The sequence below is a fragment of the Streptomyces sp. NPDC058691 genome (assembly GCF_042714775.1).
Classification (GTDB): Bacteria; Actinomycetota; Actinomycetes; order Streptomycetales; family Streptomycetaceae; genus Actinacidiphila.
Genome location: NZ_JBHXSO010000071.1, coordinates 20,891 through 35,320 on the forward strand (window position 1 = coordinate 20,891; position 14,430 = coordinate 35,320).

The following is a 14,430-nucleotide window of genomic DNA, read 5'->3' on the forward strand; positions in this document are numbered from 1 at the left end:
CGTGTCCCGACCGCCGTCCCGCCGCCCGTCCGGCCGCGCCTGGCGCGGCAGCCTGCGCGTCCAGCTCACCCTGGTCTTCGGTCTGCTGTTCTTCGTCGCCGGCGGTGCCGTGCTGGCGGGGTCCTTGATCCTGGTCCGCCACAGCATGCGTTTCAGCCTGGACCTCGCCTTCAGCCCGAAGGTCTTCCCGGGGTCGGAGGTGACGAAGACGCTCATCGTGGAGTCGATGCAGTCGAACCTGCTGGCCAAGGGCGGGCTGACGGTGCTGGCGGTGGGCCTGCTGGCGACGACCGCGGGCTGGCTGGCCGCGGGCCGGCTGCTGCGGCCGCTCAACCGGATCACGTCCACCGCCGAACGCATCGCGGGCCGGACCCTGCACCGCCGGATCGCCCTGGACCTGCCCTCGGGCGAGGTGAAGCGGCTCGCCGACTCCTTCGACCGGATGCTGGACCGCCTGGACGGCGCCTTCGCGGGGCAGGAACGCTTCATCGCCAATGCGGCGCACGAACTGAAGACCCCGCTGGTGATCAACCGCACCCTGGTCGAGGTGGCGATGAACCGCCCCGGCGCCACCGCGGAACTGGTGCGGCTCGGCGAGAACCTGCTGGCCGTCAACGCCCGCCACGAGCGGCTGATCGACGCCCTGCTCACCCTGGCCCGCGCCGAGGACGAGCTCACCGACCGGGTGGCGCTGGACCTCGCGGACGTCGGCCGCACCGTGCTGACCGCGGCCGCGCCCGAGGCCGAACGGGCCGGTGTGCGGCTGGAGTCCGACCTGGGCCCGGCGCCCGTGATCGGCGACCCCATCCTGCTGGAACAGCTGGTGCGCAATCTCGTCGACAACGCCGTCCGCCACAACGCGCGCGGCGGCCTCGTACGGATCACCTCCACCGACCTGCCGGGCGGCCCGCGGATCGTCGTCGGCAACACCGGGGCCGTGATCTCCCCGCACGAGATCCCGGTGCTCTTCGAGCCGTTCCGCCGGCTCGCCGACCGGGTCGGCTCGGCCCACGGCAGCGGCCTCGGCCTGTCGATCGTGCGGGCCGTGGCGCAGGCGCACGGCGGTGACGTGACCGCCGAGCCGCGTGCCGGCGGCGGTCTGACGGTGACCGTCGCGCTGCCCTCCCAGCATGGCCACGGCGGTGTGAAGGGGGCGTGAGCTCCGGCACTCACCGCCGGTTCACCTGCCGGAGTGTGGAGTGCGTGCATGAAGCACAGTCCGACAGATGATCGACCGACGCCGGGGACCGCACGGGGCGTCATGGCACGACGGCTGGCCGTGCCGGTGGTGCTCGTCGCCGTACTGGGCCTGGTGGTGGCGCGGGGGGACATCCGCGAGTGGGTCGCGGCCGTGGCCTCGGGCCACGGCGGCTCCTCGTCCCTGGACGGTTCCGCATCACCCCGCGTCCCGCAGCACGGCGACGGCAGGTTCACCGCCGCCCCCGCCGGCTCGGGGACGATCGGGCACGGCAGTTGGACGCTGCGCTACGCCGTGGAGGTCGAGGACGGCACGGGGTACACCGCCGCGTCCGTGGCCCGCGAGGTCGACCGGATCCTGGGCGACCGGCGCGGCTGGACCGCGGAGGGCATCGTCTTCCGCCGCGTGGCCGGGCCGCCCTACGACTTCGTGGTCCGGCTGGCCACCCCCGACACCACCGACAGCCTGTGCGGCGCGTACGGCCTGGACACCGGTGGCGAGGTCAACTGCAGCGGCGGCAAGGACGTCGTGGTGAACCTCAAGCGCTGGGTGCTGCTCAGCCCCTTCTACAAGAACCGGCCGGCCGACTACCACGCCCTGATCATCAACCACGAGGTCGGCCACCGCCTCGGCCACGGCCACCAGGACTGCCCGGGCCCCGGCCGGCCCGCGCCGGCGATGATGCAGCAGATCAAGGGGCTGCACGGGTGCGTGCCCAACCCGTGGCCGTACGACGCCCAGGGGCGGCCGATCAACGGTCCCGAGGCTCCGTGACGGGGCAGTTGGTCCGGGTGCTGGGCGCGATGCCGCTGTTCTGGCCGGGAGCGCTGCTGTCGTCGGTGGCCGCGGGCGTGTGTGCCCGCCGCGCGGCACGGCGGCTCGGGACCGGACCGGTCACCGCCTTCTGCCTGGTGCTGGCGCTGGGCGGCATCGCCGTGACCACACTGCTGGCGGACATCACCCTGGAACCGAACGCCATGCGACGCTTCGGAGCGGGCACCTTCGCGACCGACTGGACCCTGCCGGGCCCGGCCGACCTCGCCGGGTTCGGCCAGCGCGGTCTCAATGTGCTGCTGTTCGTGCCACTGGGCCTGGCCGTCGCCAGGGCCAGGCCGGCACGGCGGGCCCTGGGGCTGGCGGCCGCGGCCGCTGTCCTGCCGTTCGTCATCGAGGCCGTGCAGTACGAGGTCGTGTGGCTGATGCGCGCCGCCGACGCCCAGGACATCGCCGACAACGTCTGCGGCCTCCTCGCCGGACTGCTCCTCGGCACGGTCACCCGTCCGCTCGGGCGCCCGTGAGCCGGCGCGGGTTCCCGTCGAGGGCGTGACACACGACACGTACGAAACGGTTTCGTTTCGCTGAACACTCCCCTAGGCTCGGACGGGTACGAAACCGTTTCGTTTAGATCGGTGGGATCCCATGTCCGAAGCCGCTGTGGAGCGCCGCTCCCGCCTCTCCCCCGAGCGGGAGGCGGAGCTGTACGAGGGTGTGCTCGATCTGCTCCGCGAGGTCGGCTACGAGGCGCTCACCATGGACTCACTCGCCGCGCGCTCGCGGTGCAGCAAGGCGACCCTCTACCGCCAGTGGGGCGGCAAGGCCGAGCTCGTGGCCACCGCGTTGCGGCACCAGAAGCCGGTGCACGCCGCCGACATCGACACCGGGACCCTGCGCGGCGACTTCCACGCCATGCTGACGATGGAGGACGACAGCCGGCTGGCGCGCGACTTCGCGCTCATGCGCGGGCTGGCGATGGCGATGCACGCCAATCCCGACCTGCTGCGCGCCTTCCGTGAGTTGATGATCGAACCGGAACGCAGGGGGCTCGACGTCGTCCTGCGGCGGGCCGTCGACCGCGGGGAGGTACGCGCCGACAACCCCGCGCTCGCATACCTCCTGCACATGCTCGTGGGTGCCTTCGTCACCCGTGCCGTGATCGAGGACCGGCCCCCGACGGTGGCCTATCTGACCGCCTACCTGGACGCGGTGATCCTGCCCGTGCTCGGCGTCGTCCCCGTCGCGGACGTTCCGCCCGCCCCGTAGCCCGGCGCCGTCCGCGGCCCGCCCGATACCCCGCCCCTCCCCGCCCTTCACGACCCGACCGGGAGTACGTCCTCGTGGCCACATTCCTCTACCGCATCGGCAGGCTCGCCTACCGGCGACGGCATTTCGCCGTCCTGATCTGGGTGGCGCTGCTCGCGCTCGCGGGCGTCGGTGCCGCCAACGCGCCCACGGCGGGGAGTTCGTCGTTCTCCGTCCCCGGGACGGAGTCCCAGAAGGCGTTCGACCTGCTGGACCAGCGCTTCCCCGGGTCCAGCTCCGACGGGGCGACCGCCCGCGTGGTCTTCAAGGCGCCCGCCGGCGGCAAGATGACCGACCCGGCCAACAAGAAGGCGGTCCGGGCGACCGTCGCGGAACTGCGCCGCGGCTCCGAAGTGGCCTCCGTGGACAACCCGTTCACGGCCAAGGCGGTGAGCAAGGACCACACGACCGCCTACGCCCGGGTCGCCTACGACGTCCCCGGCATGCAGCTGAAGGACTCCTCGCGCGACGCGCTGGAGAAGGCGGCCGAGCACGCCCGCGCGGACGGGCTGACCGTCGAGATCGGCGGTGACGCGCTCCAGGCCGCGCCCGAGACGGGGGCCACCGAGGTGATCGGCATCGCGATCGCCGCGGTCGTCCTCGTGATCACCTTCGGCTCGCTCGTCTCCGCCGGCCTGCCGCTGCTCACCGCCCTCGTCGGGGTCGGCATCGGCGTCAGCTCGATCACGGCCCTGGCGAGCGCGCTCGACCTGGGCTCCACCACCTCCACGCTCGCGATGATGATCGGCCTCGCGGTCGGGATCGACTACGCGCTGTTCATCGTCTCCCGCTACCGCGCAGAACTCGCCGAGGGCCGGGAGGGCGAGGAGGCCGTGGGCCGGGCCGTGGGCACCGCGGGCTCAGCCGTGGTCTTCGCCGGCCTGACCGTGGTGATCGCGCTCGTCGGCCTGTCGGTGGTCGACATCCCGATGCTGACGAAGATGGGCATCGCGGCCGCGGGCACCGTCGTCATCGCCGTGCTCATCGCGCTCACCCTGATCCCGGCGCTCATCGGCTTCGCCCGGCGCCGCATCCGGCCCGCCGACGCGGGCGGCGGCCTGCTCCGCCGCCGGCGGAGGACGGCCGAGCAGCACGCCCACCGCAAGACGCGGGAGCCGGCCGCGAAGGGCACGGACCGGCCGAACATGGGCACCCGCTGGGCACGATTCGTCATCCGGCGGCCCGTCGCCGTCCTGCTGCTCTGCGTCGCGGCGCTGGGCGCGGTCGCCGTGCCCGCGGCGTCCATCGAACTCGGCCTCGGCGACGACGGCTCCCAGCCCACGTCGACCACGCAGCGCCGCGCGTACGACCTGCTCTCCGACGGCTTCGGCCCCGGCTTCAACGGCCCGCTGGTCGTCGTCACCGACGCCCGGGGCGCCGACGACCCGGAGGACGCGGTCAAGGAGGTCACGAAGAGCCTCAAGGGCCTCGACGACGTCGCGGCCGTCACCCCGGCCACCTTCAACAAGGCGGGCGACACCGCGGTCATGAACGTGGTGCCGGACTCCAAGCCGAGCAGCACGCAGACCGAGGGACTGGTCAAGGCGATCCGCGCCACCGGCGGCGGGATCACCGCGGACACCGGGGCGATGATCTCCGTCACCGGCACCACGGCGCTGAACATCGACACCTCGCAGAAGCTCACCGACGCCCTGCTGCCCTACCTGGGGCTCGTCGTCGGACTGGCCTTCCTCCTGCTGATCGTCGTCTTCCGCTCGGTGCTCGTGCCCCTGAAGGCGGCCCTGGGCTTCCTGCTCTCGGTGATGGCCGCCCTCGGCGCCGTCGTCGCCGTCTTCCAGTGGGGCTGGTTCGCCTCGCTGCTCGGGGTGGAGCAGACCGGCCCGATCATGTCGATGATGCCGATCTTCCTGGTAGGCGTGGTCTTCGGCCTGGCGATGGACTACGAGGTCTTCCTCGTGACCCGGATCCGTGAGGCGTACGTGCACGGGGAGCGGCCCGGTCAGGCGATCGTCACCGGCTTCCGGCACGGCGCCCGGGTCGTCACCGCCGCCGCGGTCATCATGATCGCCGTGTTCGCCGGCTTCATCGGGTCCGGCGAGTCGATGATCAAGTCGATCGGCTTCGGGCTCGCGATCGCGGTCTTCTTCGACGCGTTCATCGTGCGCATGGCCATCGTCCCGGCGGTGCTCGCCCTGCTCGGCAGGCGCGCGTGGTGGCTGCCGAAGTGGCTGGACCGCCTCCTGCCGAACGTCGACGTCGAGGGCGAGGGGCTGCGCGTGGCGGACGCGGAGCCCGGCCGCCGGCAGGAGCCCGGCCAGGAGGACGAGGACAGGGACGACCGGCTCCAGCCCGTGCGCGTCTGACGTCGACACCACGCTGCCGACGCCCCCGCTGCGACCGCGCGGGGGCGTCAGTAGCGTGGTGGTGCCGGAGCCCGGACGACCTGAAGGGGGCCACCCATGGCAGCACCGGAGGAGTCGCCGCAGTTCCCCGCCCGCGCCGCCCCGCGGGCACGCGACCTGGCGGCCCTGGACGAGGCGATCACCGGCTGCCGTGCCTGCCCGCGGCTGGTGGCCTGGCGCGAGGAGACCGCCCGGGTGCGGCGCCGGGCGTACGCGGACGAGGAGTACTGGGCCCGGCCCGTGCCGGGTCTCGGCCCGTCCGACGCCGCCCTGGCCATCGTCGGGCTGGCGCCCGCGGCCCACGGCGGCAACCGCACGGGCCGGATGTTCACCGGCGACCGCTCGGGCGACGTGCTGTTCGCCGCGATGCACGCGGTGGGGCTCGCCTCGCAGCCGACGTCCACCGCGCGCGGCGACGGCCTGGAGCTGTACGGGGTCCGGGTGACCGCGCCCGTGCACTGCGCGCCGCCCGCCAACAAGCCCACCACGGACGAGCGGCTGACCTGCCGTTCCTGGCTCGTACGCGAACTGGAGCTGCTGCGGCCCACCCTGCGCGCGGTCGTCGTGCTCGGCGCCTTCGGCTGGCAGGCGCTGCTGCCGGTGCTCGCCGACTCCGGCCACCGCCTGCCCCGCCCGCTCCCCCGCTTCGGGCACGGCGCGCACGTCGAACTGCCCGGCGCCACCGGGGCGGAGCCGCCGCTGCACCTGCTGGGCAGCTATCACGTCAGCCAGCAGAACACCTTCACGGGACGGCTCACCCCGGCGATGCTCCGCGAGGTCCTGGCGCGCGGCGCCGCGTACGCCGGACTGCCGGGCGAGGCGTAGCGTCCTGGCGGATCAGCCCCGGGCGGCGGAGGCGATCGCGTCGGCGACGACGGGCAGCGAGGCCGGGTGGAGATCGAGGAAGAGGTTGGGCTCGATCAGCTCCAGCTCCATGACGCACGGCGCGCCGTCCTCGTCGTCGACCAGGTCGACACGTGCGTACAGCAGCTCGGAGCCGCCGGGAACGACGGCCAACGCGGCCTCGGCCGTGGCGAGTTCGGCCGCGGTCGGGGTCCACGGGCGCACACCCGGGTGGGCGACCTTGCGCTCGTCGTAGGCCGTCGCGTGGGACAGGACGGCGTTCTTCGCGACTGCGTGCAGGAAGCGCCCGCCGATGAAGACCAGCGCCCGTTCCCCGCTGGTGTCGATGGCCGGCATGTAGGGCTGGACCATGGCGGTGAGGCCCTCGGCGTGCATGCGCGCGATGTGCGCCCGCGCCACGTCGTGGCCGTCCGCGCGGTAGCGGCCGGCGTAGCGGGCGCCGGCTCCGGCGGCGGGCTTGACCACGTACTCGTGGTCGCCGGGAAGGCCGTCCGGCTCGGTGCCCGGCGGCAGATAGCGGGTGGCGACGGCGGGGACACCACGCGTGGACAGCTCGCCGAGGTAGCGCTTGTCGGAGTTCCAGCGGACGACGCCCGGCGGGTTCGCGAGCCGGGTCACCGCGCCGCAACGATCGACCCAGGGCAGGAACTCCTCGGTCCGCCATGTGTAGTCCCAAGTGGAGCGTATGACCACCAGATCGTGGGAGGCCCAGTCCACGGCGGGGTCGTCCCAGTGGACGACGAAGGTCTCCGCGCCGGTGGCCGCGACGGCGTCCCGCAGGGACGGCAGGTCGCGGTCCAGGCTCGTGCCCTGGCGCGGTGCGTAGGTCACCAGCGCGATCCTCGGGTCGCTCGTACGGCTCGTGCGGCTCGTGCTGCGCGGCACGGGGGGCTCCTCCGGGTTCGGCTGCGTGACCACGGCAGGCTATCCGGGCCGGGTCGGCGCCATTCGGGGGCCTCCCGCGCGGCACAATTGCGGCATGTCCAAGTCCCGCCCCGGCCGCCGTTCCGCCCCCCGTCCGCACACCCGGCCGGTCCTCCACTCCCCTGGCGCCCCCTGCCCCTGCGGCCTCCCCGCCGGCTATGCCGACTGCTGCGGCCGCTACCACACGGGGACGGCCGCCGCGCCCACCGCCGAGGCCCTGATGCGCTCCCGCTTCACCGCGTACGCGGTCCACGACGCCGCCTACGTCCTGCGCACCTGGCACCCCGACACCCGCCCCGCCGACCTCGACCTCGACCCCCACCTCCGCTGGGAGCGCCTCGAGATCCTCGGCACGACCGACGGCAGCGCCTTCCACACCGAGGGCACCGTCACCTTCCGCGCCCACTACGCCCTGCGCGGCGAGCACGACGCCATGGAGGAACAGAGCCGCTTCGTCCGCCACGCCGGCGCCTGGGTGTACGTCGCACCCCTGCCCTGAGCTCGTTGCCGCGGTCACCCCGGTCCGCCTCCACACCCCCCACTGGGGATCAGGCGCATGACGAAACCGAGGGGGCGGGGGTGGAGGGGTGGGCGTTCTGGACTGTGGAGCATATTTGTGTGCGGCACCCGGCGTAACGAATCGAAGGTGCTGGAAACGCACGTAAATGTGCTGTCCAGAATGCCCAGCCCCGGAGGCCCCGAACCCGGCCCACCCACCACGCGCGCCGGGCCGCGTGACTTCACAGGGCTGGGGGCACCCCCGGCCGAAGGTTGGGGGAGGGAGGGCGGGCGGGGAAAAGACTTCCCAGGAAGCAGCGCACCCGGCATCCTGCCGCGGGGGTCACCGGACAAGGGGGTGGGGCGCGTGCGCCGCGGCTGGGTTCTCGGCGCGCTGGCGCTGACGTCCGGACTGGTGTCGGCACTGCTGGCAGTGGCCGTCAACGTGGCCACCGGTGGTGTGCTGCCGTCCGGGCTCCGCCGGCTGGCGCCCTGGTCCTGGCCGCTGGTCGGGGTGGGCACGCTCGCCGCGGCGGGCCTCGCCATATGGCAGCAGCGTCTGCAGGCGGCGGAGGCCGCACCGACGGGCCCGCCGGCGCCGCGCGCGCCCGTGCCCGCGCAACTGCCGCCGCTGGTGGCAGACTTCACCGGCCGGCAGCGGGACCTCGCCGCCCTTCGGACGGCCGTCGCGTCCGGCGCCCGCGTCGTCGCCGTCGCGGGCCCGCCGGGCGTCGGGAAGTCGACGCTGGCGAACCGGCTGGCCCATGAGCTGCGACAGGACTATCCGGACGGCCAGTTGTACGTGAACCTCGGTGCCGGCCGTGGCGACCCGATGCCGCCGGAAACGGCGCTGGCCCGCTTCCTGCGGGCGCTCGGCGGAGAGGAGCCGGACCGGTCCGGTGGTGCCGACGCCCTGACGGACCGCTACCGGAGCCTGATGGCCGACCGGAGGGTGCTGGTCGTCCTGGACGACGCGCGGGACGCCGACCAGGTGCGGCCGCTCCTTCCCGCGGGCACACGCTGCCTGACGATCGTGACGAGCCGCCCGCTGCCCGCCGACCTGCCGGAGGCCGCCGCGCACGAGCTGGCGGCGCTCGGCACGGACGACGCGCTCGACCTGCTGGCCCGGGTCAGCGGGACGGGCGACACGGCCGCGGAGCCGGAGGCCGCCGCCGCGGTGGTCCGGGCCTGCGAGGGCCTGCCGCTCGCGATCCGGCTGGCCGGCGCCCGGGCCGCACGCTCCCGGCTCGGCATCGCAGAACTCGCCGGGCGGCTGGAGGACGAACGGTCCCGGCTGGACGAACTGAGCTTCCGCAACTGGGCGGTGCGCGCCACCCTCGCCACCGCCTACGAGGACCTGGCCGCCGCGGACCGGCGCCTGCTGCGGCGGCTCGGGGCGTTCCCGGGCGGCGATTTCGGGCCCGGGGTCGCGGTGGCGCTGTCCGGGGACACCGAGGGGGGCCGGGTGGACGACGGCGTCGACCGCCTCGTGGACGCGCAGCTCGTGGAGTCCGTGGGCGGCGGCCGGCACCGTCTGCACGACCTGACCCGGCTGTTCGCCCGGGAACGTCTGGCGGAGGAGGAACCCGAGGAGCCGGAGCGCGTCACCGGACGCCTCCTGGACTGGTACGCGGGCGCCGCCCGGGACAACCCGCCCGGCTGGATCGCCGACGAGGCCCCCAACATCGCGGCGGTCGCCCGGCAGGGGGCCGTCCACGGCGCCTGGGAACGGGTGTTCCGGCTGGCCGAGGCGGCGGACCACGGCTGGCACCTGCAGCACTACCACGCGCAGCGACTGCGGGTCTGGCTGGCCGCCGCGGAGGCGGCGGAGGCGCTCGGCGACCGGCGCAGGCAGTCGCGAGCCGCCCTGACCGTGGGCTCCATCCATGCCGCGGACGGGGACCTGGACCGGGCCGCCCCGCTGCTGCTCGACGCGGTGGAACTCGCGGAGGCGGCGGGCGACGGCAAGGGCGAGGCGCGGGCCCGCCTCCACCTCGGTGACGTCCTGCGCCAGACCGGGCGCCACAGCGGCGCCCTGGCCCATCTGCACCGGGCGCAGGACCTCTGGCGGGCACTCGGACGGGCCACGGAGGAGGCCGACACACTGGGCAAACTGGCAACGCTGCACCTCGTCATGGGCGAGTTCCAGCAGGCCGCGGACGACGCGGAACAAGCGCTCGCGCTCGAGGCGGACGGCGCCGGCTCCCCCTCGGACCGGGCCCATCTGCGCGGACTGGCCGGGGCGGCCTACCTGCGACTGGGCCGGCTCGCGGACGCCCGGGCGGCCTCCGAGGAGGCCGTGGCGGTGCACCGCCGCACCGGCGACCGGCTGAGCGAGGCGTACGGTCTCGGCGGCCTGGCCGCGGTGGCGCAGGAGGAGGGCGACCACGAGGCGGCGCTCCGCGCGCACCGCGCCGCGCTGCGGCTGTTCCAGGAGTTGGGCACCACTCCGGGCGTCGCCCGCGCCCACGGCGCCATCGGCGACCTGCTGCTCCTGCGCGGCGACGTCACGGGGGCCAGGCGCGAACTGGAGACGGCTGTCGGCTTGTTGAACGGCCTCGGCCATCCGGTGGCCGAGGGCCTGGTCCGGCTCCGGCTCCGGCTCGCCACGGCACTGATGTCGGGCTCCGACCTCCCCGCCGCCACCGAGCAACAGCGCCTGGCGAACTCCCTGTTGTCCGACACCACACCCGGCCCGGAACTACGCGAACTCCGCACCCGGCTCGACGCCCTCGGCCTGCCCGCCCAGGACACGTGACTGCGCGACCCGGCCCCTGGGGAGGCGACGCCGAAAAGGCTCACTGACAATGGAGGGAATCAGTCCCGCACGGCCCAGGAGCAACGCGCGTGACCACCCCGTTCCCGTCCCGGAACCCGTCCGGCGTCCACCGGACGCGAGTGGAGTGGATGGACACCGATGCGGGGGGCATCTACCACAACAGCGCGGTCCTGCGATTCGTCGAGGCCGCAGAGGCCTCGCTCATGGACGCGGTGGGCCTCTACGACTACTTCCCGGTCGCACCTCGCGTCCACTACGAGGTCGACTTCGAGGCGCCGCTCTTCTTCGGCCAGGGCGTGTGCACGGTCGTCGAACTGACCCGGATCGGCACTGCTTCGATGACCTTCACCTTCGAAGTGTGGGGCGAGGAGTTCCGGGGGCTGCCGCGTCGCCGGGCCGCGCGCGGCCGCTACGTGACCGCGCACAGCGACCGCAACCACCGCAGTGGCGCCAGGAGCACGCCCTGGCCCGAGGAGTGGATCGCCGCGCTGCGCGGACCGGCGCGATCGCGGGAGGCGCCTCCTTCGTGCTGACGGGCACGAGCGGTCGCCGACGCGGACGTCGACGGCGAGTACGGCGGTGCGGCCATGTCGAGGTTCCGATCCTCCATGCCTGCGCCGATGTGACCCGAGGCCGGCGGTAGGCGACCGGCCGCAGCGGGTCCGCAGGTCGCTCTGATCGGCGGCGGGGCCGAGCCGCGCCAGGAGCCGGGCCGGATCTGCCGGGTCGCAGGCGCGGCCGTCAGCGGGCGCCGCGCAGGCGCTCCATTTCCCGCCGGTCGCGCTTGGTGGGACGGCCCGTGCCGCGGTCGCGGACCACGGGCGCCGGCACCTCCTCGGGAGTGGGCGGCGGCGGGCTGTTGTCGACGAAGCAGTCGGCGGCGACCGCCGCGCCGACCCGCTTGCGGACCAGCCGGGACACGACGACGATCCGCTCCTGCCCGGCGCCGCGCAGCCGCACCTCGTCGCCCGGGCGGACGGCGTGCGCCGGCTTCACACGCTCGCCGTTGACGCGCACGTGACCGGCCCGGCAGGCGGTGGCGGCCATCGAGCGCGTCTTCGTGAGCCGGACGGACCAGATCCAGGCGTCGACCCGCACCGGGCCCTCGTCGTCAGCCATGGTCCGACCCTAGCGCGCCCGCTTCGCGGAACGCGGCGTCCGGTATGCGCCCTTGACGGAAGGCCCCGCGGTACCCAGGATCTGCACAGGCATGTACGCGTCAAGATTCCCCCAAGAACGTCCCATCCCAGCGCGACTCCATCCCCCCACACACCGGAGTGACCTGTGCCCGCAATCAGACTCGTCGCGGCCGGCGCCGCCGGCGCCTTGGCCGCGGCCCTGCTGACCGCGTCCGCCACCCCCGTCTCGGCACGGCCGGCCCTCGCCGCCGCTCCGGACATCCCGGTCGCGAACGTCAAGGCGCACCTGAGCCAACTGCAGTCGATCGCCACCGCCAACGGCGGCAACCGCGCCCACGGCCGGACCGGCTACCGGGCCTCCATCGACTACGTGAAGGCCAAGCTGGACGCGGCCGGCTACACCACCACGCTCCAGTCGTTCACGTCGGGCGGCGCCACCGGCTGGAACCTCATAGCCGACTGGCCCGGCGGCGACACCAACCACGTGATCATGGCAGGCTCGCACCTCGACTCCGTGACCGCGGGTCCCGGCATCAACGACAACGGCTCCGGCTCGGCCGCCGTCCTGGAGACCGCCCTCGCGGTCGCGCGCGAGAACCTGCAGCCCACCAAGCACCTGCGCTTCGGCTGGTGGGGGGCCGAGGAACTCGGCATGATCGGCTCCAAGGCGTACGTCAACAGCCTGTCCACCGCGGACCGCGGCAAGATCGACGGCTATCTGAACTTCGACATGATCGGCTCGCCGAACCCCGGCTACTTCGTCTACGACGACGACACCGCCCTGGAGAAGGTCTTCAAGGACTGGTTCGCCGCCAAGGGGATCGCGACCGAGATCGAGACCGAGGGCGACGGCCGCTCCGACCACGCGCCCTTCAAGAACGTGGGCGTACCCGTCGGCGGTCTGTTCAGCGGCGCCGACTACATCAAGACCGCGGCGCAGGCGCAGAAGTGGGGCGGCACGTCGGGGCAGGCCTTCGACCGCTGCTACCACGCCTCCTGCGACACGGCGTCCAACATCAACGACACCGCGCTGGACAACAACAGCGACGCCATCGCCAACGCGATCTGGAGCCTCTCCACCGCCACCGCTCCCCCGCCCGGCACGGTGTTCGAGAACACCGCCGACGTCACCATTCCCGACGCCGGCGCGGCCGTGGAGTCTCCGGTCACCGTCAGCGGCATCACCGGCAACGCGCCCGCAGCCCTCGCCGTCGGCGTCGACATTCGGCACACCTGGCGCGGTGACCTCGTCATCGACCTGGTCGCCCCGGACGGGACCGCCTACCGGCTGAAGAACTCCAGCAGCGGCGACTCGGCGGACAACGTCATCACGACGTACACCGTCAACGCGTCCGCCGAAGTCGCGGCCGGCACGTGGAAGCTCCGTGTCCGCGACGTGGTCGCCCAGGACACGGGTTACATCAACAGCTGGAAGCTGACCTTCTGACGCCGGGGTGAGTCCCGTCACCCCCGTCAGCCACGTGAGCCCCCGGGTGCGGTGCGCCCGGGGGCTCACGCCGCGTCCCGCCGGAAAATTGCACACGCTGGCAACCGGCGGCCCGACTTATCCTGGACCGATGACCGTCGCCACGGACCCCGCGGCCGCCCGGCTCGCGCAGAGCTGGTGCGCCCTGTCCCTGCTGCACAACCGGATCGAGGCGCACATCGAGCGCGCGCTCGAGGCCGGGCACGGGCTGAGCGTGCGCGAGTTCTCCCTGCTCGACGTGCTCAGCCGCCAGCACCCGGGCGAAGGCGGCCATCTGCGGATGGCGCAGGTGGCCGACGCCGTGGTGCTGAGCCAGAGCGCCACCACGCGGCTGGTGACGCGGCTGGAGGACCGCGGGCTGCTGACGCGCTACCTGTGCGCGACCGACCGCCGCGGCATCTACACCGACGTCAGCGAGGCCGGCCTCGCCCTGCTCGCGCGGGCCCGCCCGACCAACGACGAGGCGCTGCGCCAGGCGCTCGCCGACGCCGCCGCGCAGCCGGAACTCGCGCCCCTGGTCACGGCGCTGGAGTCGCTGGACACCGGAGCGTGACCACGGCCCGCGGCGGCCCGCTGCGGCCCGGCGGGCACCGACCTACGCTGAGAGGGGCGCGGACCGCGGCCGTACCGCCGCACCGCGACGGGGCATTCCGCGAGAGGAGAATCGCTGATGACCACGCATCACACCGACTCCCATGACTCCCATGTCGACGTCATGCTCACCGACTGCGCCAAGCAGGACGCAGGAGCCGTACTGGGCGCGCTGGAAGCCGCCTTCCCCACCCGCCCCGGCGAGAGCCTGACCGAGGCCGTGGAGCCACGCCCCGGCTCCACGCACCCGACCGTGTGGTCGGCCTCCGTCGACACCCGCAGCCACGGCCACGAACTGGGACCGGTCCACCTCGACGGCACACTCACCGCCGACCTGTCCGGCGGCCCGCGGCACGTCCGCGAGGTCAAGAAGGTCCTCGGCGACTCCTTCGAACTGGAGGAGCAGGGCAGCGTCTCCGGTGACCAGGAGGTCGAGCTCCGCGTCCGCCTGACGGAGATCCCGGACCACTGAGCCGCCCGTCCCGTGGCGTGAGAGGGTCCCCGGAACC

General features: G+C 73.7%; 14 protein-coding genes. 12 read left to right on the forward strand and 2 right to left on the reverse strand.

From position 1 onward, the window contains the following. The first annotated feature begins 1 nt into the window (after position 1). The 6 genes from ACFWVC_RS33995 to ACFWVC_RS34020 all read left to right on the forward strand — a co-directional run bounded on the left by ACFWVC_RS33995 (position 2) and on the right by ACFWVC_RS34020 (position 6,465). A complete protein-coding gene (locus tag ACFWVC_RS33995) occupies positions 2-1,159 on the forward strand; it encodes a sensor histidine kinase (protein ID WP_384296638.1) in 1,158 nt (385 codons plus the stop codon). A 102-nt stretch (positions 1,160-1,261) separates the two neighbouring features. Continuing rightward, complete coding sequence (locus ACFWVC_RS34000) at positions 1,262-1,972, forward strand: DUF3152 domain-containing protein (RefSeq protein WP_384296639.1); 711 nt, start codon at positions 1,262-1,264, stop codon at positions 1,970-1,972. Continuing rightward, positions 1,969-2,496 (forward strand): VanZ family protein, encoded by a 528-nt coding sequence (locus ACFWVC_RS34005; RefSeq protein WP_384296640.1) that lies wholly within the window; start codon positions 1,969-1,971, stop codon positions 2,494-2,496. The genes ACFWVC_RS34000 and ACFWVC_RS34005 overlap by 4 nt, the downstream gene beginning before the upstream one ends. Positions 2,497-2,617: 121 nt before the next feature. After that, positions 2,618-3,238 (forward strand): TetR/AcrR family transcriptional regulator, encoded by a 621-nt coding sequence (locus tag ACFWVC_RS34010; protein ID WP_384296641.1) that lies wholly within the window; start codon positions 2,618-2,620, stop codon positions 3,236-3,238. Between the two features lie 74 nt (positions 3,239-3,312). After that, complete coding sequence (locus ACFWVC_RS34015; protein ID WP_384296642.1) at positions 3,313-5,601, forward strand: MMPL family transporter; 2,289 nt, start codon at positions 3,313-3,315, stop codon at positions 5,599-5,601. Between the two features lie 96 nt (positions 5,602-5,697). Further along, complete coding sequence (locus ACFWVC_RS34020; protein ID WP_384296643.1) at positions 5,698-6,465, forward strand: uracil-DNA glycosylase; 768 nt, start codon at positions 5,698-5,700, stop codon at positions 6,463-6,465. A gap of 12 nt (positions 6,466-6,477) precedes the next feature. On the opposite strand, the gene ACFWVC_RS34025 is transcribed toward ACFWVC_RS34020, so the two are convergent. After that, positions 6,478-7,389 carry a RimK family alpha-L-glutamate ligase gene (locus ACFWVC_RS34025; RefSeq protein ID WP_384296644.1) on the reverse strand — a complete coding sequence of 304 codons (912 nt, stop codon included), beginning with the start codon at positions 7,387-7,389 and terminating at the stop codon, positions 6,478-6,480. 94 nt (positions 7,390-7,483) lie between these two features. On the opposite strand from ACFWVC_RS34025, the gene ACFWVC_RS34030 reads away from it, so the two are divergent. From ACFWVC_RS34030 to ACFWVC_RS34040, 3 genes are all read left to right on the forward strand, one after another. Beyond that, on the forward strand, positions 7,484-7,927 hold the full coding sequence (locus ACFWVC_RS34030; protein ID WP_384296645.1) for a YchJ family protein: 444 nt from the start codon (positions 7,484-7,486) through the stop codon (positions 7,925-7,927). A gap of 366 nt (positions 7,928-8,293) precedes the next feature. Further along, positions 8,294-10,684, forward strand: coding sequence for an ATP-binding protein (locus ACFWVC_RS34035; RefSeq protein ID WP_384296646.1), 2,391 nt, complete (start codon positions 8,294-8,296; stop codon positions 10,682-10,684). Between the two features lie 89 nt (positions 10,685-10,773). Then, complete coding sequence (locus tag ACFWVC_RS34040) at positions 10,774-11,238, forward strand: acyl-CoA thioesterase (RefSeq protein ID WP_384296647.1); 465 nt, start codon at positions 10,774-10,776, stop codon at positions 11,236-11,238. 208 nt (positions 11,239-11,446) lie between these two features. Here ACFWVC_RS34040 and ACFWVC_RS34045 read toward each other — a convergent pair whose 3' ends face one another. Then, positions 11,447-11,824, reverse strand: a complete 378-nt coding sequence (locus ACFWVC_RS34045) for an RNA-binding S4 domain-containing protein (RefSeq protein ID WP_384296648.1) — start codon at positions 11,822-11,824, stop codon at positions 11,447-11,449. A gap of 165 nt (positions 11,825-11,989) precedes the next feature. On the opposite strand from ACFWVC_RS34045, the gene ACFWVC_RS34050 reads away from it, so the two are divergent. From ACFWVC_RS34050 to ACFWVC_RS34060, 3 genes are all read left to right on the forward strand, one after another. Beyond that, entirely contained in the window at positions 11,990-13,291 is a 1,302-nt protein-coding gene (locus ACFWVC_RS34050; protein ID WP_384296649.1) for a M28 family metallopeptidase, read from the forward strand. 130 nt (positions 13,292-13,421) lie between these two features. After that, positions 13,422-13,883, forward strand: coding sequence for a MarR family winged helix-turn-helix transcriptional regulator (locus ACFWVC_RS34055; protein WP_384296650.1), 462 nt, complete (start codon positions 13,422-13,424; stop codon positions 13,881-13,883). A gap of 117 nt (positions 13,884-14,000) precedes the next feature. Continuing rightward, positions 14,001-14,393 carry a hypothetical protein gene (locus ACFWVC_RS34060; protein ID WP_384296651.1) on the forward strand — a complete coding sequence of 131 codons (393 nt, stop codon included), beginning with the start codon at positions 14,001-14,003 and terminating at the stop codon, positions 14,391-14,393. Positions 14,394-14,430 lie beyond the last annotated feature (37 nt).

Excerpts from the sequence above, each read along its gene's own strand:
- ACFWVC_RS34045 (WP_384296648.1), bottom strand. The coding sequence starts at position 11,824 with ATGGCTGACGACGAGGGCCCGGTGCGGGTCGACGCCTGGATCTGGTCC.
- ACFWVC_RS34020 (WP_384296643.1), top strand. The coding sequence starts at position 5,698 with ATGGCAGCACCGGAGGAGTCGCCGCAGTTCCCCGCCCGCGCCGCCCCG.
- ACFWVC_RS34060 (WP_384296651.1), top strand. The coding sequence starts at position 14,001 with ATGACCACGCATCACACCGACTCCCATGACTCCCATGTCGACGTCATG.
- ACFWVC_RS34000 (WP_384296639.1), top strand. The coding sequence starts at position 1,262 with ATGGCACGACGGCTGGCCGTGCCGGTGGTGCTCGTCGCCGTACTGGGC.
- ACFWVC_RS34030 (WP_384296645.1), top strand. The coding sequence starts at position 7,484 with ATGTCCAAGTCCCGCCCCGGCCGCCGTTCCGCCCCCCGTCCGCACACC.
- ACFWVC_RS34010 (WP_384296641.1), top strand. The coding sequence starts at position 2,618 with ATGTCCGAAGCCGCTGTGGAGCGCCGCTCCCGCCTCTCCCCCGAGCGG.
- ACFWVC_RS34055 (WP_384296650.1), top strand. The coding sequence starts at position 13,422 with ATGACCGTCGCCACGGACCCCGCGGCCGCCCGGCTCGCGCAGAGCTGG.